The organism is Candidatus Dormiibacterota bacterium, from assembly GCA_035536395.1.
GTDB lineage: Bacteria > Patescibacteriota > Saccharimonadia > UBA4664 > DATLOE01 > DATLOE01.
In genome coordinates, this window is record DATLOE010000003.1 from 37619 (window position 1) to 56349 (window position 18731).

22 protein-coding genes and 1 pseudogene are annotated in these 18731 nt (G+C 49.8%); 6 read left to right on the forward strand and 17 right to left on the reverse strand.

The annotated features are described in order from the left end of the window. Nucleotides 1-40: 40 nt before the first annotated feature. The 3 genes from VNA68_00590 to VNA68_00600 all read right to left on the reverse strand — a co-directional run bounded on the left by VNA68_00590 (nucleotide 41) and on the right by VNA68_00600 (nucleotide 4864). Nucleotides 41-1819 carry a hypothetical protein gene (locus tag VNA68_00590; protein ID HVE80629.1) on the reverse strand — a complete coding sequence of 593 codons (1779 nt, stop codon included), beginning with the start codon at nucleotides 1817-1819 and terminating at the stop codon, nucleotides 41-43. After that, nucleotides 1816-4410, reverse strand: a complete 2595-nt coding sequence (locus VNA68_00595; protein HVE80630.1) for a hypothetical protein — start codon at nucleotides 4408-4410, stop codon at nucleotides 1816-1818. The genes VNA68_00590 and VNA68_00595 overlap by 4 nt, the downstream gene beginning before the upstream one ends. 139 nt (nucleotides 4411-4549) lie before the next feature. Beyond that, nucleotides 4550-4864: a hypothetical protein gene (locus VNA68_00600; protein ID HVE80631.1), complete on the reverse strand. Its 315-nt coding sequence runs from the start codon at nucleotides 4862-4864 to the stop codon at nucleotides 4550-4552. A 94-nt stretch (nucleotides 4865-4958) separates the two neighbouring features. Between VNA68_00600 and VNA68_00605 the strand changes: the two are divergent. After that, nucleotides 4959-5147, forward strand: a pseudogene (locus VNA68_00605) (general stress protein). Nucleotides 5148-5399: 252 nt separating this feature from the next. On the opposite strand, the gene VNA68_00610 reads toward VNA68_00605, so the two are convergent. From VNA68_00610 to VNA68_00660, 11 genes are all read right to left on the reverse strand, one after another. After that, nucleotides 5400-5846 (reverse strand): chromate transporter, encoded by a 447-nt coding sequence (locus VNA68_00610; protein ID HVE80632.1) that lies wholly within the window; start codon nucleotides 5844-5846, stop codon nucleotides 5400-5402. A 67-nt stretch (nucleotides 5847-5913) separates the two neighbouring features. Next, complete coding sequence (locus tag VNA68_00615; GenBank protein ID HVE80633.1) at nucleotides 5914-6375, reverse strand: hypothetical protein; 462 nt, start codon at nucleotides 6373-6375, stop codon at nucleotides 5914-5916. Between the two features lie 3 nt (nucleotides 6376-6378). Beyond that, nucleotides 6379-6510, reverse strand: a complete 132-nt coding sequence (locus VNA68_00620; GenBank protein HVE80634.1) for a hypothetical protein — start codon at nucleotides 6508-6510, stop codon at nucleotides 6379-6381. A 72-nt stretch (nucleotides 6511-6582) separates the two neighbouring features. Continuing rightward, a complete protein-coding gene (locus VNA68_00625) occupies nucleotides 6583-7248 on the reverse strand; it encodes a hypothetical protein (protein ID HVE80635.1) in 666 nt (221 codons plus the stop codon). A gap of 56 nt (nucleotides 7249-7304) precedes the next feature. After that, a complete protein-coding gene (locus tag VNA68_00630; GenBank protein ID HVE80636.1) occupies nucleotides 7305-7460 on the reverse strand; it encodes a hypothetical protein in 156 nt (51 codons plus the stop codon). A gap of 181 nt (nucleotides 7461-7641) precedes the next feature. Beyond that, nucleotides 7642-7980 carry an ASCH domain-containing protein gene (locus tag VNA68_00635; GenBank protein HVE80637.1) on the reverse strand — a complete coding sequence of 113 codons (339 nt, stop codon included), beginning with the start codon at nucleotides 7978-7980 and terminating at the stop codon, nucleotides 7642-7644. Nucleotides 7981-8465: 485 nt separating this feature from the next. Beyond that, entirely contained in the window at nucleotides 8466-9152 is a 687-nt protein-coding gene (locus VNA68_00640; protein HVE80638.1) for a hypothetical protein, read from the reverse strand. A 13-nt stretch (nucleotides 9153-9165) separates the two neighbouring features. Then, nucleotides 9166-9933, reverse strand: coding sequence for a hypothetical protein (locus VNA68_00645; GenBank protein HVE80639.1), 768 nt, complete (start codon nucleotides 9931-9933; stop codon nucleotides 9166-9168). A gap of 3 nt (nucleotides 9934-9936) precedes the next feature. Further along, nucleotides 9937-10278, reverse strand: a complete 342-nt coding sequence (rpsJ, locus tag VNA68_00650; GenBank protein ID HVE80640.1) for a 30S ribosomal protein S10 — start codon at nucleotides 10276-10278, stop codon at nucleotides 9937-9939. Nucleotides 10279-10303: 25 nt separating this feature from the next. Continuing rightward, nucleotides 10304-11482 carry an elongation factor Tu gene (tuf, locus tag VNA68_00655; protein HVE80641.1) on the reverse strand — a complete coding sequence of 393 codons (1179 nt, stop codon included), beginning with the start codon at nucleotides 11480-11482 and terminating at the stop codon, nucleotides 10304-10306. A gap of 183 nt (nucleotides 11483-11665) precedes the next feature. Beyond that, nucleotides 11666-12088 (reverse strand): hypothetical protein, encoded by a 423-nt coding sequence (locus VNA68_00660; GenBank protein HVE80642.1) that lies wholly within the window; start codon nucleotides 12086-12088, stop codon nucleotides 11666-11668. A 155-nt stretch (nucleotides 12089-12243) separates the two neighbouring features. Between VNA68_00660 and VNA68_00665 the strand changes: the two genes are divergently transcribed. Next, nucleotides 12244-13206 carry a hypothetical protein gene (locus tag VNA68_00665; protein ID HVE80643.1) on the forward strand — a complete coding sequence of 321 codons (963 nt, stop codon included), beginning with the start codon at nucleotides 12244-12246 and terminating at the stop codon, nucleotides 13204-13206. A 41-nt stretch (nucleotides 13207-13247) separates the two neighbouring features. Here VNA68_00665 and fusA read toward each other — a convergent pair whose 3' ends face one another. The 3 genes from fusA to VNA68_00680 all read right to left on the reverse strand — a co-directional run bounded on the left by fusA (nucleotide 13248) and on the right by VNA68_00680 (nucleotide 16669). Continuing rightward, entirely contained in the window at nucleotides 13248-15329 is a 2082-nt protein-coding gene (gene fusA, locus VNA68_00670; protein ID HVE80644.1) for an elongation factor G, read from the reverse strand. Between the two features lie 107 nt (nucleotides 15330-15436). Beyond that, a complete protein-coding gene (locus VNA68_00675) occupies nucleotides 15437-15928 on the reverse strand; it encodes a hypothetical protein (GenBank protein HVE80645.1) in 492 nt (163 codons plus the stop codon). Between the two features lie 78 nt (nucleotides 15929-16006). Then, a complete protein-coding gene (locus VNA68_00680) occupies nucleotides 16007-16669 on the reverse strand; it encodes an NUDIX domain-containing protein (protein ID HVE80646.1) in 663 nt (220 codons plus the stop codon). A 135-nt stretch (nucleotides 16670-16804) separates the two neighbouring features. Between VNA68_00680 and VNA68_00685 the strand changes: the two genes are divergently transcribed. The 4 genes from VNA68_00685 (at nucleotide 16805) to VNA68_00700 (ending at nucleotide 18725) form a co-directional block, all read left to right on the forward strand. After that, the gene (locus VNA68_00685; GenBank protein ID HVE80647.1) at nucleotides 16805-17044 is read left to right on the forward strand and encodes a hypothetical protein; all 240 of its coding nucleotides are present in this window, start codon (nucleotides 16805-16807) and stop codon (nucleotides 17042-17044) included. Beyond that, entirely contained in the window at nucleotides 17025-17396 is a 372-nt protein-coding gene (locus tag VNA68_00690; protein HVE80648.1) for a hypothetical protein, read from the forward strand. Before VNA68_00685 ends, VNA68_00690 begins: the two co-directional genes overlap by 20 nt. A 106-nt stretch (nucleotides 17397-17502) precedes the next feature. After that, the gene (locus tag VNA68_00695) at nucleotides 17503-17949 is read left to right on the forward strand and encodes a hypothetical protein (GenBank protein HVE80649.1); all 447 of its coding nucleotides are present in this window, start codon (nucleotides 17503-17505) and stop codon (nucleotides 17947-17949) included. After that, nucleotides 17946-18725: a hypothetical protein gene (locus VNA68_00700; protein HVE80650.1), complete on the forward strand. Its 780-nt coding sequence runs from the start codon at nucleotides 17946-17948 to the stop codon at nucleotides 18723-18725. Before VNA68_00695 ends, VNA68_00700 begins: the two co-directional genes overlap by 4 nt. The last annotated feature ends 6 nt before the right edge of the window (nucleotides 18726-18731 follow it).

Below are 18731 nucleotides of genomic sequence, written 5' to 3' on the forward strand. Positions count from 1 at the left end.
GTAAAGCAAGAACAAAAGGGTGAGGAGTTTAGAGGTATACTCATGACGCCTTGCCTATTAGTTCGCAGGCAAAATTGGTTGTCCCTGCACCATCTGCATTCACCGTGGAGCTGTTTCCGCTGCCGATTCCAACATTAACCTGGAAGTAATCAGTTGTGCCGTTAGCTAGGAACGTTCCGGTTGTACTAAGAACCGGGTTTATGGCCCCGGGAATACCATACCACTCCGCAGCCGCTTTACCGGTGTTGTTATTAACGATAGACCAGCTAACTGTTTGGCTGGCGGCCAGGGTGGACATATATATTTGGGCTGAACAGCGATAGTAGCCCTTGATCGTGGGAGTAAACCGGCTGTTGCTGGTATCAAACCAGTTGGATACGTCCCAATCCTCAGCGTTAAAGGTCACATTCACACCCGCGCCCCCTGGGGTTGGGCTTTGAGAGTTGGTCGTTTTTCTTACACGAAAGCTGCCGGCAGCAAATCCATTAGCATCCTTGCCGGTTGAGCTCACACTGACACTCTCTGTAGTAATAAACCCGTCTTTATCTATCACAAACTTATCGCCTAGGGAGCCGTTGGTAAGAACCAATAGCTTAGCCCCAGAGGTGGTTAAGTTGGTATTGGCTTTCAGCTGAAAAGCTATAGTGCTGGCACCATCAGCCTTATTAGAGAACAGTATGCCTCCGGAAGTATCTACACCCAGTAAGGTAGTCCCCGCCGCATTCTGGACTTGGAAGGCAGTAGTAGAGTTGGCGGCGTTTTTGAATAAAGCGGTACCTTCTCCGGTAAAGTTATTAGAAACCACCAGGGAGCCACTGTTAGTTAGTGTGGCAGCGGCTGAACGATATAGGGCAACGTCAATATTTGCGCCTGAATACCAATCTATCTCACTGCTAGCATCCAGCAGTATGCTAGCTCCTGAGCGCATATCCAGTGCTGGGCCATTGATGTATATGCGGCCACTAAATACTCCGTTGCCTGCTACATCCAGAGTATCGGTCGGTGTTTTGCCTATGCCTACCCAGGCGTTAGTGGTGTCGGCCACCAGCAGGTTAGCTCCAGCTGCATTCTGGATTCTGAAGGCAGTGGTAGAGTCGGCGGCATTACGATGCAGGAGTGTGCCATTGAACCGGTTGTTACCGGTAAAGGTCTGAGGGCCGGTGCCGTTTAGTAGGGCTATGTTAGAGCTTAGTGCACTATCTGCTACCTTGCCAGCAGTCGAGATGGTGTTTAGCTTAGAGTCAGCTATAGAGCCGGCCAGTTCAGCATTCTCTATCAGCTGGCCGAGTAGAGAGACGGAAGAGCTTAGTCTGGCGTTATCTAGAGTGCCAGAGGAAAGATTGGTGGCATTAAGGGAGGTAAGGGAGGCACCGGAGCCTGCGAAGGTACCGGCTTGAACCGTACCTGACACATTGATGTTACCGGTCTCTTGCACTCCTGGGCTGGTGGCCTGGAGTGAGACACAAGTGCCATTGGGGCAGGTGGCAGTACCACTGGGGCCTTGGGCACCGGTGGCGCCGGTTGCACCTGTTGGGCCAGTGGCTCCGATTGCACCAGTGACTCCCTGGATGCCTTGTTCCCCTTGTGGGCCGGTGGAGCCTTGCAGGCCTTGAGATCCCTGGGAGCCTGGCGCACCTTGGAGGCCGGCTGCGCCGGTGAGGCCTATGGGGCCAGCAGTACCGGCTATGCCTTGTTCACCTCTTGGACCGCGCTCACCGGGGTAGGTTAGGAATTGATCAGCTAGGAGGCCGGCGCCTGAGCTAATGAGGGCGGTGGCTAGGATTAGGGTTAGAAGTTTGGGGGTGGTTAGGTTCATCATTCTGCCCTAAAGGTTATGCCATCAAGTGGGAGATACTCTGTAGCGCCAAAGATGTACAATACTTCACCTGCGGATCCTGGAGTAAGATTTTTTGATTTAATTACGAAACCACCCAGTATATAGCCAGTACCAGAGCTCCATGAAGCAGTAGAAAACTCCGCATCAGATGTACCATCGGGTGCGTACCCTGAAGGCAAAGTGAATATCCTACTAGCTGTTCCCGATGACCGTTTTGCCTGACCTTTAAGGTGAACTACTCCCATAGAATCCTTAAAGAAGGCAACTGGCCTGTTTGCATCATAATTACCCCAGCCCGTATTAAAGGCCGGCTCTCCGACACCACCTACAAGATGCCAATTTTCCTGCTTAATATAGCCATCTTTATCTATCGAGAACTTCTCCACTCCATTATTCTTGAGGGATAGCAGTTTAGCACCGGAGGTAGCTAGAGAGACGGTGGTGTTGAAGGTAAAACCTACCGCAGTAGCTCCATCTGCTACGCTACTAAATATGCGTGCGTTACTGGTATCAACACCGAATAAGGTAGTCCCAGTTGCATTCTGCACCTGGAAGGCGGTGGTGGAGTTGGTGGAGTTTTTGAATAAGACTGTCCCCCTGACAGCTAGCTCCTGACCAACCGAGACAGATTGGGTAAAGGTGGCTGGTCCCTGCACTTGAAGTTGGCCGACCACATTGGTATTGCCCGCCGTCAATTCACCACCCGTCCCGCCTTCAGCCAAGTTTTGGCCGCCCAGACCAACCAGATCAACCGCCCCACCAATCTTCAGCCGGGAGACTGAGGCATAATAAATAGTGTTTTGAATGCTCTCACCATCATAACCAGCCATTACATAGACCCAGCCATTAGCGATGATTGAGCTAGCTGCCCTTCTTGTTGTTGGAAGAGCGGCTAAGTTAGTACTCCAACTGCCTACAGACCCATCGGCATTCAACTTTCCATAGTGGACAGTGGCTGCGGAATTGCCACCAATTACATACACGTATCCGTCTGCTACTACTGATGAGTGGTTCTCCCGGATAGCAGGCAACGTATTACTATTGGTTGACCAAGCCCCAGTTGAACCGTCGGCGTTTAACTTTGCGTAGTAAACAGTTGATTGAGCAGCACTGTCGTTTGCACCACCAATCACATAGACATAACCGTTTGCCACAATAGAGCTGTGTGAATTTCGAACAGCTGGCAGAGCGTTAGCATTGGTACTCCAGCTGCCAGTGGAGCCATCGGCGTTAAGTTTGGCGTAGTAGACAGTTGATTGAGCACTAGCATTAAATCCACCCAATACATATACGTATCCATTTGCAACTACAGAACTGGCAAAACTTCGAGCGGCAGGTAGTGTATTAGAGTTGGTTTGCCAAGCATCGGTTGAGCCGTCGGCGTTGAGCTTAGCGTAGTAGACAGTAGAGTCTGGTGTGCGCCCACCAATCACGTAAATATATCCATTAGCCACAACTGATGTATGGGCTGATCGTACGGCAGGCAAGGCATTCGCATTGGTGGACCAGGTTCCAGCGGATCCATCAGCATTTAGCTTGGCATAATAGACAGTGGATTGGGCATTTCCAGATCCAGTCGAATTTTCTCCACCAATCATATACACAAACCCATTAGCAGTGACTGAAGAATGTAACCAGCGGACACCTGGCAAGGCATTACTGCCAGTACTCCAACTCTGCAGTTCACCCGAATTTAGTCCGTTAAGAGTTAAATTGCCATTGGTAGTATCTACCTGAAAAAGACTACCTGCCGCTGCATTCTGTATCTGGAAGGCGGTCGTGGAATTGGCGGCGTTTCGGTGGAGAAAGGTGCCGTTGAGTAAGGCTACATTGGCACTTAGTGCACTATCTGCTACCTTGCCGGCAGTCGAGATGGTATTTAGCTTAGAGTCAGCTATAGAGCCGGCCAGTTCAGCATTCTCTATCAGCTGGCCTAAGAGTGAGACGGAAGAGCTTAGTCTGGCGTTATCTAGAGTGCCAGAGGAAAGATTGGTGGCATTGAGGGAGGTTAGTGAAGCTCCGCTCCCGCTGAAGGAGCCGGCTTGAACCGTACCTGACACATTGATATTACCGGTCTCTTGCACCCCTGGGCTTGTGGCCTGGAGTGAAACACAAGTGCCATTGGGGCAGGTGGCAGTGCCGGATGGGCCGGTGGCTCCGGTTGCACCTGTTGCACCAGTGGCTCCAGTTGCACCAGTGGCTCCCTGGATACCCTGCTCCCCTTGCGGGCCGGTTGAACCTTGGATACCTTGGGCGCCCTGCTCGCCTGGCGAGCCCTGCAAGCCGGCTGCACCGCTTAGGCCGATGAGGCCAGTGGCTCCCTGGGTACCTTGCTCGCCTTTTGGTCCACGCTCCCCAGGGTAGGTTAGGTACTGGTCGGCAATGAGACCGCCTGCGGCTCCGACTATGGCAGTTGTAAAGAAGATCATAAGTAGTTGGTTGAAGGAGAGGGAGAGTATCCCGGCTTGATTCTTGAGTAACGCAAATAGACCCGTTGGGGGCGGGGTGTTTGGTTGGTGCGAATGCTTCGCAATGGAACCTTTGATGCCTTTTAGGCCATGAAGGTTAACCAACCGGATGATAACTCCTCTTTAGTTTTTATTTACTCCACCTTGCTTATGCCAAGAACAGGGTGTTTAAGACCCCGAGAAAGCATAAGCGTGATGTGTAGTAATTATACCGCTTATGCTCAGGGAGTGTAAAGGGGTAAAATTAGAATCGCCAAGTGACAGTAATGCCGATACCGAAGAGGCCTAGCAATGAAGCAATTACAAGTATGGCGTACTCTATTTTGCGATCAATCTGCAGCTTTTCATGACGAACTGCAAGTAAGCCCAGAATCAGGCCGAAGGGCAGCAGGCGGGCCTCGTTAAAAGCAAACCAAACGCTTCCGATAATGAAGTACAGCAGGATTTTTAAAAAGTAGATGCTATCGAGTTCTTGTTTTACAGGTTTCATACCCCTATCTAACCACAAAATGCTTATGCTGTCATCTCCAATGCGCTTATCTTGGCGTTCCCACAACATTCCCCTTGCCCGCCTCAGAAGCTCTTGTTAATGCTCCTAATGCCTAACGGCACCTATTGCCTGTAGGATGGAGACAGTAATAAAGGGGGTATGCATGGCAAAAGAACGAGGCAAAATGAGTCGGGCCGAGGCCGGCAAGCTAGGCGGCGAGGCTACGAGTAAAAAACATGATTCAGAGTTCTACTCTGAGATCGGTCAGAAAGGCGGCCAAGAAAGCGGAGGGAACTTTAAAAATGACCCCGAGCGGGCCAGGGAGGCCGGCAAGAAAGGCGGCCAGGCATCCACTAGCCGGAGCAGAGAGGATACAGAAGAAATATAGCCTGATAAAAGAGCCCCTTCGGGGGCCTTTTTTATTTCTCTCTTTAAAACAAAATAACGCCTTTGCTGGAGTGGAGTACAAGGCAGAATCGATATCTAAATAAGTTTATATTTTGATGAGATGCAAGGCGGCGCTGAAGCGCGCCAGTGAGCAGTAGCCAAACCTACTGTGAATGCGCACTGGAAGCGCCAACGCCGCAGCTCGCGAAATACAAAGTTATTGCTTGTAGTAGGAGCGGATTTGGAACAGAATGTACAACCCTATAACCGCGCTCACCAGACCGCTTACAATCTGACCGTTCATAATGCTGTAAACGAGGTTAACGATGTCACTGTAGAACACTAGGTTCCAGCCGCTCATCTTGCGGGCAAACAGGCCCGGCAGAGCTGCTATCATCAACACTACCTGCACAATGAGGGCAATTAAAGCCGCGCCCAAACCGGCGGCTGCTGTAGCTCCCCCGAGGCCAGAAAATGGCAGTACGGCCGCGCCTAAGCCCAGCGCCACTAAGATGGCCGGTGCCAGAAGCACTAATATTACGATGTTTATCCATGGAGCGTACTTTACTATCCAGTCTTTAGCGCCTTTGGGGATCTGGAAGGGAGCCTTTGTTACAAAATAATACTCCATCTTTTGCATGATACCTTGTGATTGCTGGGCCATAAGTTTTCCTTTACTTAAGGTTAATTTGCTTTAATTAAAGCACTACGGCACCCAAAAAGCAATACGCTTATGCTTTGTAATAAGAGCGAATTTGGAGCAGTATATAGAAGCTAATGCCGGTTATTACTACAGCCGTTACGTAATGGCCAAAAACGATATCGTATATTGTATGGGTTATGGCAGCCGCGGCCAGCAGATTCCAGCCCTTCATCTCTCTGCGCTCTAGCGGCTTAATGGCCAGTGCGATCAATATAAACTGGATGATTAATGCTACCGCCCCGCCGCTTATATCACTGGCTGAACTTGGTATACCCAGAAATGCCAGCGGCAGCTTGTTTATACCCAGCACCACGGCCAGCGCTACTACCGGCAGATAGAGAATGGTGAGCAATATGGCTACCCAGTGAGCGTTGCGTACGATCCACTCCTTAGCCCAGAAAGGCAGGCGGTACCCGCCGCCATCGCTGTAGCCGCGCACGGCTGCCTGACGGCCAGAATTGCCCCGGTTTACCTTGCGTCCGCCCGCCATCTGCTATTCCCCTTCGACGCCCGGCAGATCTACCTTGTGGCCGTTCGTACAGTGGCCATGATTGTCTTGTTCCTGGCAGTCTTCATCTTGGCAGTTTAGAGCTACTTCTTCGCTACATTCTACGCATTTAGCCATAAATTCCTCCTGTTAGGTTTATTAATGCTTATGCTTATATTTTAGCACATCTGGTGAATATTTTAGAAAAAGTTAGCTCTTAAGCCGAGAGTACTCGGCAATAAGCTTTACCTTATCCTTAAAGTCAGGGGTCGCGCGCCACTTACTCAGTAGCTGCTTGTCTGTCCTTAGGCTATATGAAGCCCTAGATTTTTCCGCGCTTAAATCTTTAAGCAGTAAGTCGGTCATTAATTCCATAAATAATCTATTTTGGCCCTTACCAATGTCAACTTTGGATTGCCTAATATATTCGATAATATATAAATGCATCAGCTCATGCAGTAGCGGATCTATAAAGTTCGGCCAGTCATAATAAAGATCAATGCGTTTTTTATCCGAGAAAGCAATATGCGGAGGAATTGCCGACAGGCCAATAATACAAATACCAGAAATTTTTACTGGTACAGTTGCTTCACAAATTTTTATTACTCCCCCTCCGTCTTGAGTCAGTTGTTTTTGCAACCGATCTTTTGCCTTTGCAAATAAGCCTCTGTTTTGCTTATAAAAGTTATCAAAGTAATCTTCTAGCGGTTTGAGCGCGCTTCCTTTTGGATAGGTCTGATAAATATTGGCGAGATCAGGATGCCGACTCACTATCACATTATAGTAGCTTAATCCTGACCACTCAGGCATTGAATATCCAAATGCCCCTGCCTTAAGCGGGTCAAAATCCTTTGCCAGTTGGATTGTAAACTTCATAGACCATCTATTATAAAGAAAAATGGCCAGTTTGGAGACATGGCCAGGTCTTTTTTCTACTTGTCCTCCCAGCCAGGGTATATCCGCTCCATGGCCTCGTCGGACTTCTGCTCGTCAGAGGCAGAACCCGGAGGGGAGGAGGGAGATGAGGAAGAACCAGAGGAATCCGAGCTCTCTGAGCCCGAGGAACCGCTACTGGACTCTCCGTCCATTTGCACTCCTTTGTCTGGGCATCCAATTTTTTAAGCTGCCGGACTATCCGGCCTCTTGTCGTATTGGGCGCCGTTTGATAGGTGCTTGGAGGGGATAGGCAGAGCCTAGACGCCATCTCCGTAGCAGTACGCTAACTTATACAACAATTACTGCAATTATTCAATAGATGAGTAGCTATGTTTACAAATAAAACGCCAAGATGCCATGTTCGGCAATTTTTTCTCTATAGCCCTGAAAGCCATAATAAACCTTTTCGGCTTCCTCTAGGGATTCTATACCTGGCATAACCTTGCCAAAATCACCTGATTTATAGATGTCTTCTACAGATTTATAGTGCCTAATGTCTTTCACGGTCTTTTCGATCGTGTCGCTACCGCATTTGATTACTAACGTATCGCCAACTTCGATTTTCTTAAACTTAACTGTGCCAGCGCGGGTTTCTACCGTCTTCCGCCCCACCCGAATATCTTCGAACTCATCCTTATCCCCCGCCCTGAATCTTAGAATATGCTTTTTCATTTTGCCCCCACTGTGGATAAATCTATTGTCATAGCGCTTATGCTTGCTACAATAAGCATAAGTATAATATTCAGAACTAATGCGAGTGGGGAGTGTAGTTGCTTCCCTCTCGTTTTTTGATCCTTAACTAGTCGTTAAGAAGATCATTAAGCGAGTCTTTGCCGCGCCGCTCGAGCAGCGTGTCGAGATACATATCAGAGCGAACATTAAAGTCCACCCCATATTGCTCCTCGATCGTGCGTACGTGGGTATCCCCACGCTTCTCACGAAGCGGGCCTCTGGAGTTTCGGGAGCGGTGACCCCGCATCCCTGGAGCATCCTTAGCCATTGCAAGCCTTTCTAGCCGGTGTCTTAAGGTGTTTATCCGGCCAGTCCTCAACCGAACACCACACCGTAAAGGAGAGAGGCCTCCCCACTCACATCAATTCTCAAGGAATGAATACTAGGTTAGCAAAAACTCACGTGTCGCACAATACTTATGCTTGCTACTTGAGGTAGTTGGGCAAGGCTTGGCGGTTTGGCAGCCACTTAGTATACCAACCAAGCAGTTCCGGAGGCAAAAGACTGTCATGCAATTCAGTACCGATGAAAGAATGCAATTCGTCAGTAAAATCAGTAGATCCCGGCAGCACACCCCTATGATGGTATGATGCAGTGCGTTGATCAAACGCCGCTTTGTGCTGACCATACACAATATTTAAATATGGGGTCAGGCGGTTTCTTTCAGATTCTGAACTAATAAACCACACGTAATGTAGATATTCATGGGCTAAAGTTGCCCTTTGCTCTAATAAATCTCTCTGTAAAATCTCCGGCGCCAAGTAAATAGTGCCGTCTTTAATAGCGCCATAGGCATGATATGAAGCTGCAAAGCAGCCTGTAGAGCCTGGTGGGCAACCCATTGGAAGAGGGGCAATCCTAGCCTTTGTTCTTAGTAAATCGTCTCGATTAATACCTAAATCTGCGCCCCACTGCTCAATGCGGCGATCAAGAACAAACTTAGGGTCAATCGGGAAAGAGCCAAGTCCTATTCTTGGGTTATAGCCTATCTTCTCTCGCACACTCTTGATAAGAGGGTGCTCAATCGCCGTGGGATCCAAGACCAAGCCAATTGCTAACACGGCAATGATGACTGCAACCTTAAAGCCCGTTTTGAAAACATGCTTTTTCATCTTTTAGAAGTTACTAGCTTTCTTTCTGATCCCAAATAATTACTTCTTTGTGCAACTCTTGAACTGACTGAAGATAGAAGAGCATATCGCGAGCAGCTCTCTCGACTACATATCCGCGAAGTGAACGCCAATTTTCAACATTATCTTGCGACCAGTCTTTTTCAGGAGAATTCAGTAAGAAAGGAAAAAGATTCACATTTTTCTCTAGTTCGGTTAATGCACGTCTTACTTTGAGCATTTTTGCATAAACGGTTTTTGGCATCACAGAAGAATAATACTGTAGATTCTCATTGGCTGATTTTCTTAATTCTTCAATATTTTTTATTAGGCTGTCCCACTTGTCGGGTGGTAGCTTAGTCATAGCTTGACCCAGGTCAATTGCAATTAAATTACTGAGTATAGCCTCTTGTGCAGCTTTAGTGGATTCTTCCTGACGGTCGGTATCAATTTTGTATTGGGTTATATCAAAGCCTAAAGGTGATGACACCCAGATGATAAGCGTATTACGAAGTCTTTTCATATCCTCAAGGGCGGATTCCATGCCCTCGCGAAGGCTAAGCTTATCCTTCCTATCCTTCAGTACCTCGATGAAAAATACGGTGAGCAGGGAGCTAAAGGCGCCGGCAGAGAGGTTAAGGGTCATGTCACTCCACCGAAAGTGCTTTTCCTGATAGCCTAATGCCACAAAGAGTCCAACCGACATCACCAAAAGGGCGAGAAAAATAATGATATTAGCACGAGAGTAAAGGAGCCTGTAAAATTTCCTAAAGGCCCGACGCATACATTACATCTTAATTTCTATGTCCACCCCAGCGGGGAGGTTCAAATTCATCAGGTTGTCTACGGTCTTTGGCGTAGGCTCTGTAATGTCTATTAAGCGCTTATGTGTGCGCATCTCAAACTGTTCCCGCGCTTTCTTAAAAATGTGCGGGCTTTTAATAACGGTAGTCACGTTTCTATCTGTCGGCAGCGGAATCGGCCCGGCCACTTTGGCGCCGGTACGAATCGCCGTATCTAGAATCTGCTTGGCAGACTGATCTATCACCTTATTGTCATACGCCTTTAAGCGAATGCGTATTCTCTGTTTGGGTGCTTCAGTATTTTCTTTCTTTTTTGCTTCTGCCAAGGTGCTATAGTTCCGTTATTATCCGTTACTTTAAGATCTTACTTACGACACCGGCACCTACTGTGCGTCCGCCTTCGCGAATAGCAAAGCGCAGACCGTCTTCCATGGCAATTGGGGCAATCAGCTTAACTTTAACGCTGATGTTATCGCCCGGCATGACCATTTCTGTGCCCTCCGGCAGGGTAACCTCGCCGGTAACATCGGTGGTACGAATGTAGAACTGAGGCTTGTAACCCTTGAAGAATGGGGTGTGACGTCCGCCTTCCTCTTTCTTCAGTACGTATACTTCTGCGTCGAACTCAGTGTGAGGGGTAATAGTACCGGGCTTAGCCAGAACCTGGCCGCGCTCAATGTCATCGCGCTCAATACCGCGCAACAGGGCGCCAACGTTATCGCCGGCCTGTGCGTCTGGCAGAAGCTTCTTGAACATTTCTACCCCGGTAATCACGGTCTTCTTGGTAGCATTAATGCCGACAATTTCGACTTCGTCGTTTACAGCCAGCTTACCGCGCTCAATACGGCCGGTAGCAACTGTACCGCGGCCTTTAATAGAGAACACGTCTTCTACCGGCATTAAGAACGGCTTTTCTACATCGCGCTTTGGCTCTGGTACGTAGGAATCCAGGGCGTCCATAAGGTCGGTAATGCTTTTTTCAGCATCGGCGTCGCCTTCTAGCGCTTTAAGAGCAGAACCCTTAACAATCGGGGTGTCATCGCCCGGAAAGTCATACTTCTTCAGTAAATCACGGATTTCGAGCTCTACCAGCTCAGCCAGCTCTGGGTCGGCCATATCCATCTTGTTCATGTAAACAATGATGTAAGGCACACCAACCTGACGGGCAAGCAGAATGTGCTCGCGGGTCTGGGGCATTGGGCCATCGGCAGCTGAAACCACAAGAATAGCGGCATCCATCTGGGCGGCTCCGGTAATCATGTTCTTAACGTAGTCGGCGTGGCCTGGGCAGTCTACGTGGGCGTAGTGCCTTTTGTCTGTTTCGTACTCCTGATGAGAAGTAGCAATAGTAATACCGCGCTCTTTCTCTTCTGGAGCGTTATCAATATCTTCGTATTTGCGGGCCGTAGCCTGACCTGATTTGCTAAGTACGTGTGTAATAGCGGCTGTCAGGGTAGTTTTGCCGTGGTCAACGTGGCCAATGGTGCCGACATTGATGTGGGGCTTGGTACGTGTAAATGTTTCTGCCATTTCTTCTCCTTATGGGCTGTTTCATTTCAGATTGTTAACCCCGTGAGGACGATCAGCTATCTGAAATGAAGATTTAGTTAACAAAAAATAATGTCCGGTAATCGAACCATTAAATTATAGGGAGAAGTTCTCCTTTTGTAAAGGGGGTAAAAAGGAAAAGCGGCCCGCTAATTGCGCGAGCCGCTATGTGGCAAACCTTTCTGTACGCTGCCTGGAGACGACAACCATCTTAATGTACCTATCTGCCAGCTGGGCGTACATTTCCTGCTCCTCCTCAGTAAACCGCTGATTAATGATTATCGGCGCTAAATCGGCAGTAAATCGGATAGCATACGCCTCTATACTTGGCAGATACTTAAGAATCGCGTGGTGAGCACGCAGGTTTTCATCTAGCTCCGGGTAGTAACAGGTGCCCAAATTGAGCTTCCCGTACCACATCGCCTCAGCTTCGGGCCGGCCCTCTTTCTTCCACTGCTTTACCTGTTCTAGCATCGGCATAAGATACTGGTGGTGAATATTACCTCCAGCCGGTATTTCTGTAACGCCTCTCTGTGCCAGTGCACAGCAAAAACCTAGGAAAAAGTGTAGAGTAGGGTGCTCTTCCATGCTCCTCACCTCGCTCGAAAATGTGTATATGCAACCCAGCTTTGTGCTCGGTTGGCTCGATTATAACAGATAAAACCGAAACCTGGCCTTATAGGGTATAATGGGTTCGATTTGGAATAAACCAAGTTGACCCTCTACAAGCGAAAGCGAGCCGCATGAAGCTCAGAGATATGGAGTTCGGCAATGTCTTCTGTGCTCCGGGTGCTCGCGGCTTCGGCGGCGAGGGCTACCCGTTCCACAAGGCAGCCCGGCTGCTAGGTATGACCTGGAAAGGCACCACATTCGTAGCCAAAACCATGACCATGAGAGCCTGTATCGGCAACCTGCCGCTAAAGGGTGACGGGATGACACCGAAAGAGAAGCGGCCGAGGTCGGTTGTAGTTAAGCCATTCAGCGGGCACGTGCTGAATGCAGCCGGCCTGAGTAATCCGGGTGCGGCCTGGCTGTTTTCCCGAGCTGGGTGGAATAACCTCACGGAGCCTTTCGTGCTCTCCTTTATGGCGGCTGAGGAAACCCCGGAAGCGCGAATGAATGAGCTGAACCAGTTCGTAACAGTGTTCGAACATTACCTGTACGCACTGAGTGATTTCCAGGCACCGGTGGCGCTTCAGCTGAACTTCGGTTGCCCAAATATGAGCTTTAGGGCCGACGCACTGCTAGATGAAATCCGCGAAATGCTAGAACTCGCCTCTGGACTGAGCATTCCCCTGATTGCCAACTTCAGCCCGGTGACGCCAGAGCAGGTAGTTGCCCAGACGGCCTCACACCCGGCTTGTGACGCGCTCTGGATTGCCAACACCGTACCATGGGGCTACCCCGAGATCGATTGGCAAAGGATCTTCGGTACAGAAGCTTCACCACTAAGAGAGCAGGGCTTTGAGCAGAGCGGAGGCTTAAGCGGCCCGGCCTGCCTGCCGCTCACGGCCGCACTGGTTAAGAAAGCCCGGGAGTACGGCATAAGTAAGCCAATCGTAGCCGGCAATGGCATTCAGCGAGCAGAAGACGTATTACTGCTGAAGGATGTCGGCGCAGATGCCATAGCGCTTGGTATAGTTGGTATGGTTCGCCCCTGGAGGATGCGCGGCATCATCCGTACTGCAAATGAGGTGCTCGCCTAAATAAAAAAGCCCCTGACTTAGAAGTCGGGGGCTTTCGCCTTTTAAGCCTTGGCTGTGCGCTTACCTATAATTTCTTCAGCCACATTCGGCGGCACTTCCTCGTAATGATCAAATTCCATCGAGTTCGAGGCCCGGCCTTGGGTCATTGAACGCAGAGTGGTGGTGTAGCCGAACATCTCTGCCAGCGGCACGAACGCGTCTACCACCTTGGCCTGGCCACGGTCATCCATTTTCTCTATCCGCCCGCGCTTGGAGTTAAGATCACCGATAACATCACCCATAAACTCCTCGGGTGTTACCACCTCTACCTTCATGACTGGCTCGAGCAGTACCGGGCTGGCCTGCTTTACGCCGGCCTGCAGTGCCATGGAACCGGCAATCTTAAAGGCCATTTCGCTAGAGTCTACATCGTGGTACGAGCCATCGTAGAGCTTAACGTGCACATCTACCACCGGGTAGCCGGCCAGAACACCATTCTGCAAAGCTTCTTTTACACCCTGCTCAACTGGGGCAATGTATTCGCGCGGAATATTACCGCCGGTAATAGCGTTCTTGAATTCAAAGCCTGCGCCCGGCTCCTGCGGGGTCAGCTCCAGCCAGACATGGCCGTACTGGCCGCGGCCGCCGGATTGGCGAATGTACTTGCCTTCGATCTTGGCCGGCTTGCGAATGGTTTCGCGGTAAGCCACCTGCGGGCGGCCAATATTGGCCTCTACCTTAAACTCACGCTTCATACGATCTACAATAATATCCAGGTGCAGCTCGCCCATACCAGAAATCAAAGTCTGGTTGGTTTCGTGATTAGTCGTCATTCTAAATGTCGGATCTTCCTCGGCCAGGCGCTGCAGAGCAATACTCATCTTCTCTTGGTCGGCCTTGGTCTTCGGCTCGATGGCGATGGAAATAACCGGCTCTGGGAAGGTGATAGATTCCAGTACAATCGGGTGAGCCGGATCGCACAAGGTATTACCAGTAGTGGTAGCCTTAAGCCCCACGGCGGCGGCGATTTCGCCCGAATAGACCTCGCTGACTTCCTCGCGGTGGTTTGCGTGCATTCTAAGTATTCGCCCCAGCCGCTCCTTTTCGCCCGTGCTGGAGTTTAGGATATATGAGCCGGATTTTAATACACCCGAGTACACACGGAAAAAAGCCAGCTTACCCACGAACGGGTCGGCGGCGATCTTAAAGGCCAGGGCAGCAAACGGCTCTTCGTCTGATGCCTTACGGGTAATCTCATCGCCGCTTTTAGGCTCGATACCAGTAATTTCTGGCACATCCAGCGGGCTGGGCAGGTATGCATTTACGGCATCAAGCAGCTGCTGCACGCCTTTGTTCTTTAGGGCCGAACCACATAATACGGGGTAGATTTCGTTAGCAAGTACCGCCTTGCGCAGACCGGCCACGATATCTTCAGGACTTAGGTCACCAGCTTCTATGTATTTATCTAGCAAGGCCTCATCGGTCTCGGCTACCCGCTCTACCAAAGTGTGGCGGTACTCAGCGGCTTTTTCCTTCATGTCTTCTGGAATCTCAGCTTCGTCAAAAACCTTACCGAGGTCGTCTTTAAAGATAATCGCCTTCATATTTACTAGGTCTATAATTCCTTTGAATCCACCCTCTGTGCCAATCGGCAGCTGTATGGCTACAGCCTTTTTGCTTAGGCGATCCCAAATGCTTTTAAGGTCGGCAAAAAAATCGGCACCGGTACGATCGAGCTTGTTTACAAAGCAAATGCGCGGCACTTCATATTTGTCGGCCTGGCGCCAAACGGTTTCTGATTGCGGTTCAACACCAGCAACCCCATCAAAAACCGTTACTCCGCCATCTAGCACCCGCAAGCTGCGCTCTACCTCTACGGTAAAATCTACGTGGCCCGGGGTATCGATGATGTTAATGCGGTGATCTTGCCAGAAGCAAGTGGTAGCAGCCGAGGTAATAGTAATGCCGCGCTCCTGCTCTTGCTCCATCCAGTCCATGGTGGCTTCACCCTCATGCACCTCACCGATTTTGTGGGTGCGACCGGTGTAAAACAAAACCCGCTCGGTAACTGTCGTTTTACCGGCGTCGATGTGGGCGATGATGCCTATATTCCTGGTTTTTTCTAAGCTATATTCTCTGGCCATGCTTCATAAATTAAAAATGGGCGTCGGCTGACACCTTGAATAGTCTATCTTATATAACCGGTTTATTCAATAGAAAAGCGGGGTAACAAACGTTACCCCGCATGTAGCTAAAAGCGATGGTCTTTTACCTCACGCCCTATTATCTGTACCTTACCGCAGCAGATGACAAAATACTTCTTTTCCCAAGTATCACCATCGACACTATCGAAGGTTTGCTCGTACGACCTAATAAGCGGCTGAGACGCTCCGCAGCTAGGGCACTCCTCGTGCTTAACTTCTGCCAGCGTCTGGACTAGCCGTCTGTTTTCGGCCACCTCTACCTCCTCCGGCAGAAGCAATTCCACCAGCAGAGGGTAGCCATCTGAGTCCATAAAGGTATAGTGAGCACCATACTTGCCTGGATCTGCGGTATTCCAGCATCTTGGCAATGCCGCCAAGATTTCTTTTATCTCTTTCAGTTCCTGGGCTCTTTGGTGGGTTTCATTTAGATATGCCTGAGCCTGCCCTCGCTTGTAATTGAGTTCCTCTACTTCAGCCTCGAACTCATCAGACGGGAGCAGGCCTGTGCCCTGGGCGGTTCTGACAGCTGTAAGGTTCATCTTCTCTCCAATCGAAAGTAGGTAGCGACATCATACAGCCTGCGGGTGAGAGGTTCTAGTCAAAACCTTTTGACTAAGCTAGGCGTAATTCAATTCTGCGAAGAAGCGCTGGCTGGGGTTTTGGGCGAGCAGGTATATTAGATCGGGCACGCTTACAATCAGTTTGTCGTCTTTAATATCCGCAATATCAGCCCAAAAGCTCTCGCCGGCTTTAACCCTAGCTTTAAGTTTGCCAGACGGGCTCTGCCCGTAAAAGAGGTGGAACAGAATCTGGCTGACCGGCTCCCCTTCCTCGCAGATAGAAATGTAGCCATCACCGCGGTGTGTGAGCGCAACACTCAAACCTGTCTTTTCCTTAAGTTCGCGCTCAGCTGCCTCTTTAACACTCTCACCTATGTGCAGCTTACCGTACGGAAAGCCCACCTGGCCGTACAGAGGCTGGCGGCGGCGGCGGAACATCAGCCACTGCCCTTCCTCGTTTTGGCAGACGATCAAAGTTACGATTCTAGGCTGCAAACGCGGTTTAAAAAGCTGCAGACTGAACTGGTCGGCCCGCACCTTGCCCTCTGGTGTCAGCTCATATAGACCATCGTCTGTCTTTTCCACCAAACCCTCTTTTGTCAGCTGGCGCAGGTGGTACATAAAGAGATTACCCTCCACCTCAGCCGGCTTAAGTTGGGAATAACGCAGCTGGGAGTTGGTGATTAGTTTATGGAAGATGTGTTTTTGCAGACGGTGCATAATTAATTAATAGTCCTTCGTGCTAGAGCATACCAGTTAATTATTTTTGACTCAAATTTTTTCGACTAGATACTATTTGACTCAAATTCTAATATGAGGTCGTTGGGTGAGAAAGCAACTTGAAAAGGAGCCGAAATGGCAGATACGAACCAACTATCGTTCAGTGCTCTCGAATGCTGGTGCGACGGCCGCCGCGGCCACACGACCGAGGAAGAAACCTCGCCATATCTGATGTACTTTAGAGGGTCAGACGGCTATAGGTTTGAAACTGAGTTTGTGGGCCTGCGCCATCTCTGCCCGGCTTGTGTAACGCGTATAAGCGAGATGATGTGCTATTACCTAGAGGAGGTGCAGTATGAGCGACTGTATTGCTGAAGAAGCTGCCGTTTTGGCAGAAAAAGAACAATGGGTTCAAAATGCTGCCAGGATAATAAGTGACTGTATCGATAATATCGATATGGAAGTTGCCGTGAGCTCAGCACGATGGGCCTCTCTTTGGCTCGATGACGTAAAGCTGTACGAGCCGCTGGAAGACAGGGATAGAGCGATAGAGGTAATTAAATCGGCCTTTAGCAGCTCACTTGAGAGAGCAGAGGGAGTTGAGCGTTACCCCACGGGGGTGCCTTCCATACGAAGCATGATTGCCGCAAAAGAGGCATTCTGCCTAGCGTATGGCAATGAAGCCCAAGGGATGAAAAAGCTCTTAGACGAAGTCTTTGCCGCCTGACCTACTCCCGGCCAAGCGTGGCCGGGAGTAATGCACTTAAGCTTGCTACACTACCCGCTTTCCCCTATAACTGCCTCTACAAACCTTGACAGTGAAAGAAGGTAAAATGTCTGGCAAACTTGAGCCAACACGGGTACGCAGCGAAGTGCTGCCAGCCGACCCGCAGCCTGTTTTTGCGCTTGTGCTGAACTTCACTGACCTATCCGATGAGCATCTTGCAGAGATTTCGATTCTATCGGGCGGAAGCGATCGCACAATCATTCAGGTTGAACCGGAACTGTTTAATACAGAAAAAGATGCAGCCGGTGCATGGCAAAAGCTTTGCAAGCTGCTTGCGCCGTACACCTACGAAATGCTGTTCATTTTGGTGCCTTGGGGATTCAGGGGATTCGAACAGATTGTGGAGGCAATCTATCTGGAGCAAGGGCGTGACCCATTCACCTTGATTCAGGTGGGATATTCCGTCTACGAGATGGGTATGGGGATGCGCCTCATAAATCAGCCTGGAGCCCTCGAGGTAGGCAGCGGGTCCTTAGAGGAGAAGATTAGATGAGCCAAGCATACGCCTTTGAGATCCCATACTGTGACGCTGAAATTGCCGCCAGACTAATTGAGTCTGTTCCACCGGATTGGAGTTGGATCGACGGACAAGTAGATGCTCCTCTGAAAGAAGTTGCGGAAGGATTGGTAGCTAGGGCCGGGTATAAAATATGCCGTTTCGACAGCATTGCAGTAGTTACCTTGAATGAGGAGGGAGAAAGAAACGATTTCTTCCATTTTTCTAGCGAACAACGCACATCAATCCTGATGTACCGCCGGGAAGCCAAGCTTGCGTTGGTCGGCTTGGGTCTTATGCCGTTGTTTGTCAGATTCGATGAAGCCGGTTTTGACCAGCAGGAGTGCGGAGATATGCCGTTTGAATCTGCCAAGCGAATTGCAAGTGAGTACGTCTGCCGAGGCTATCTGGGTGACCTGTTCTTCCGCAGCGATTGCTACGACAATTGCGGTAGCTACAATCCGGAAAGGTGTGATATACACCTTGCGCCCTACACGGCCAGATGGCACAGAATGGAGGGAAGGCCTCCAGTTATTCCTTTTTCCGAGCTAGAAGCAGCCTACAAAGCCGGCAACCGGCAGCGGATCAAGGATATCAAGGCCAATAACGACCCGCCCAAAGCACAATTCCCCGCACTCATCAAAATAGAGTGGGAGAAAAAGTATGGCGGCAGACCGGAGAGAATAGCCGGGATACTGGATGCTTGCCGTGAGCTAGGACTAAAAGAACTCGACCCTGAACCGATTGAATACGGCACTTCATATGCCGAGTAACGCCCT

What these genes read in the sequence shown, in the direction of transcription:
- VNA68_00665 (HVE80643.1), top strand. Translation starts at nt 12,244, where the DNA reads ATGAAGCTCAGAGATATGGAGTTCGGCAATGTCTTCTGTGCTCCGGGT.
- VNA68_00600 (HVE80631.1), bottom strand. Translation starts at nt 4,864, where the DNA reads ATGTTGTGGGAACGCCAAGATAAGCGCATTGGAGATGACAGCATAAGC.
- tuf (HVE80641.1), bottom strand. Translation starts at nt 11,482, where the DNA reads ATGGCAGAAACATTTACACGTACCAAGCCCCACATCAATGTCGGCACC.
- VNA68_00615 (HVE80633.1), bottom strand. Translation starts at nt 6,375, where the DNA reads ATGGCGGGCGGACGCAAGGTAAACCGGGGCAATTCTGGCCGTCAGGCA.
- VNA68_00700 (HVE80650.1), top strand. Translation starts at nt 17,946, where the DNA reads ATGAGCCAAGCATACGCCTTTGAGATCCCATACTGTGACGCTGAAATT.
- VNA68_00625 (HVE80635.1), bottom strand. Translation starts at nt 7,248, where the DNA reads ATGAAGTTTACAATCCAACTGGCAAAGGATTTTGACCCGCTTAAGGCA.
- VNA68_00645 (HVE80639.1), bottom strand. Translation starts at nt 9,933, where the DNA reads ATGCGTCGGGCCTTTAGGAAATTTTACAGGCTCCTTTACTCTCGTGCT.
- VNA68_00610 (HVE80632.1), bottom strand. Translation starts at nt 5,846, where the DNA reads ATGGCCCAGCAATCACAAGGTATCATGCAAAAGATGGAGTATTATTTT.
- VNA68_00685 (HVE80647.1), top strand. Translation starts at nt 16,805, where the DNA reads ATGGCAGATACGAACCAACTATCGTTCAGTGCTCTCGAATGCTGGTGC.
- VNA68_00690 (HVE80648.1), top strand. Translation starts at nt 17,025, where the DNA reads ATGAGCGACTGTATTGCTGAAGAAGCTGCCGTTTTGGCAGAAAAAGAA.
- VNA68_00695 (HVE80649.1), top strand. Translation starts at nt 17,503, where the DNA reads ATGTCTGGCAAACTTGAGCCAACACGGGTACGCAGCGAAGTGCTGCCA.
- VNA68_00620 (HVE80634.1), bottom strand. Translation starts at nt 6,510, where the DNA reads ATGGCTAAATGCGTAGAATGTAGCGAAGAAGTAGCTCTAAACTGCCAA.
- VNA68_00630 (HVE80636.1), bottom strand. Translation starts at nt 7,460, where the DNA reads ATGGACGGAGAGTCCAGTAGCGGTTCCTCGGGCTCAGAGAGCTCGGAT.
- fusA (HVE80644.1), bottom strand. Translation starts at nt 15,329, where the DNA reads ATGGCCAGAGAATATAGCTTAGAAAAAACCAGGAATATAGGCATCATC.
- VNA68_00680 (HVE80646.1), bottom strand. Translation starts at nt 16,669, where the DNA reads ATGCACCGTCTGCAAAAACACATCTTCCATAAACTAATCACCAACTCC.
- VNA68_00590 (HVE80629.1), bottom strand. Translation starts at nt 1,819, where the DNA reads ATGATGAACCTAACCACCCCCAAACTTCTAACCCTAATCCTAGCCACC.
- VNA68_00660 (HVE80642.1), bottom strand. Translation starts at nt 12,088, where the DNA reads ATGGAAGAGCACCCTACTCTACACTTTTTCCTAGGTTTTTGCTGTGCA.
- VNA68_00635 (HVE80637.1), bottom strand. Translation starts at nt 7,980, where the DNA reads ATGAAAAAGCATATTCTAAGATTCAGGGCGGGGGATAAGGATGAGTTC.
- VNA68_00640 (HVE80638.1), bottom strand. Translation starts at nt 9,152, where the DNA reads ATGAAAAAGCATGTTTTCAAAACGGGCTTTAAGGTTGCAGTCATCATT.
- VNA68_00675 (HVE80645.1), bottom strand. Translation starts at nt 15,928, where the DNA reads ATGAACCTTACAGCTGTCAGAACCGCCCAGGGCACAGGCCTGCTCCCG.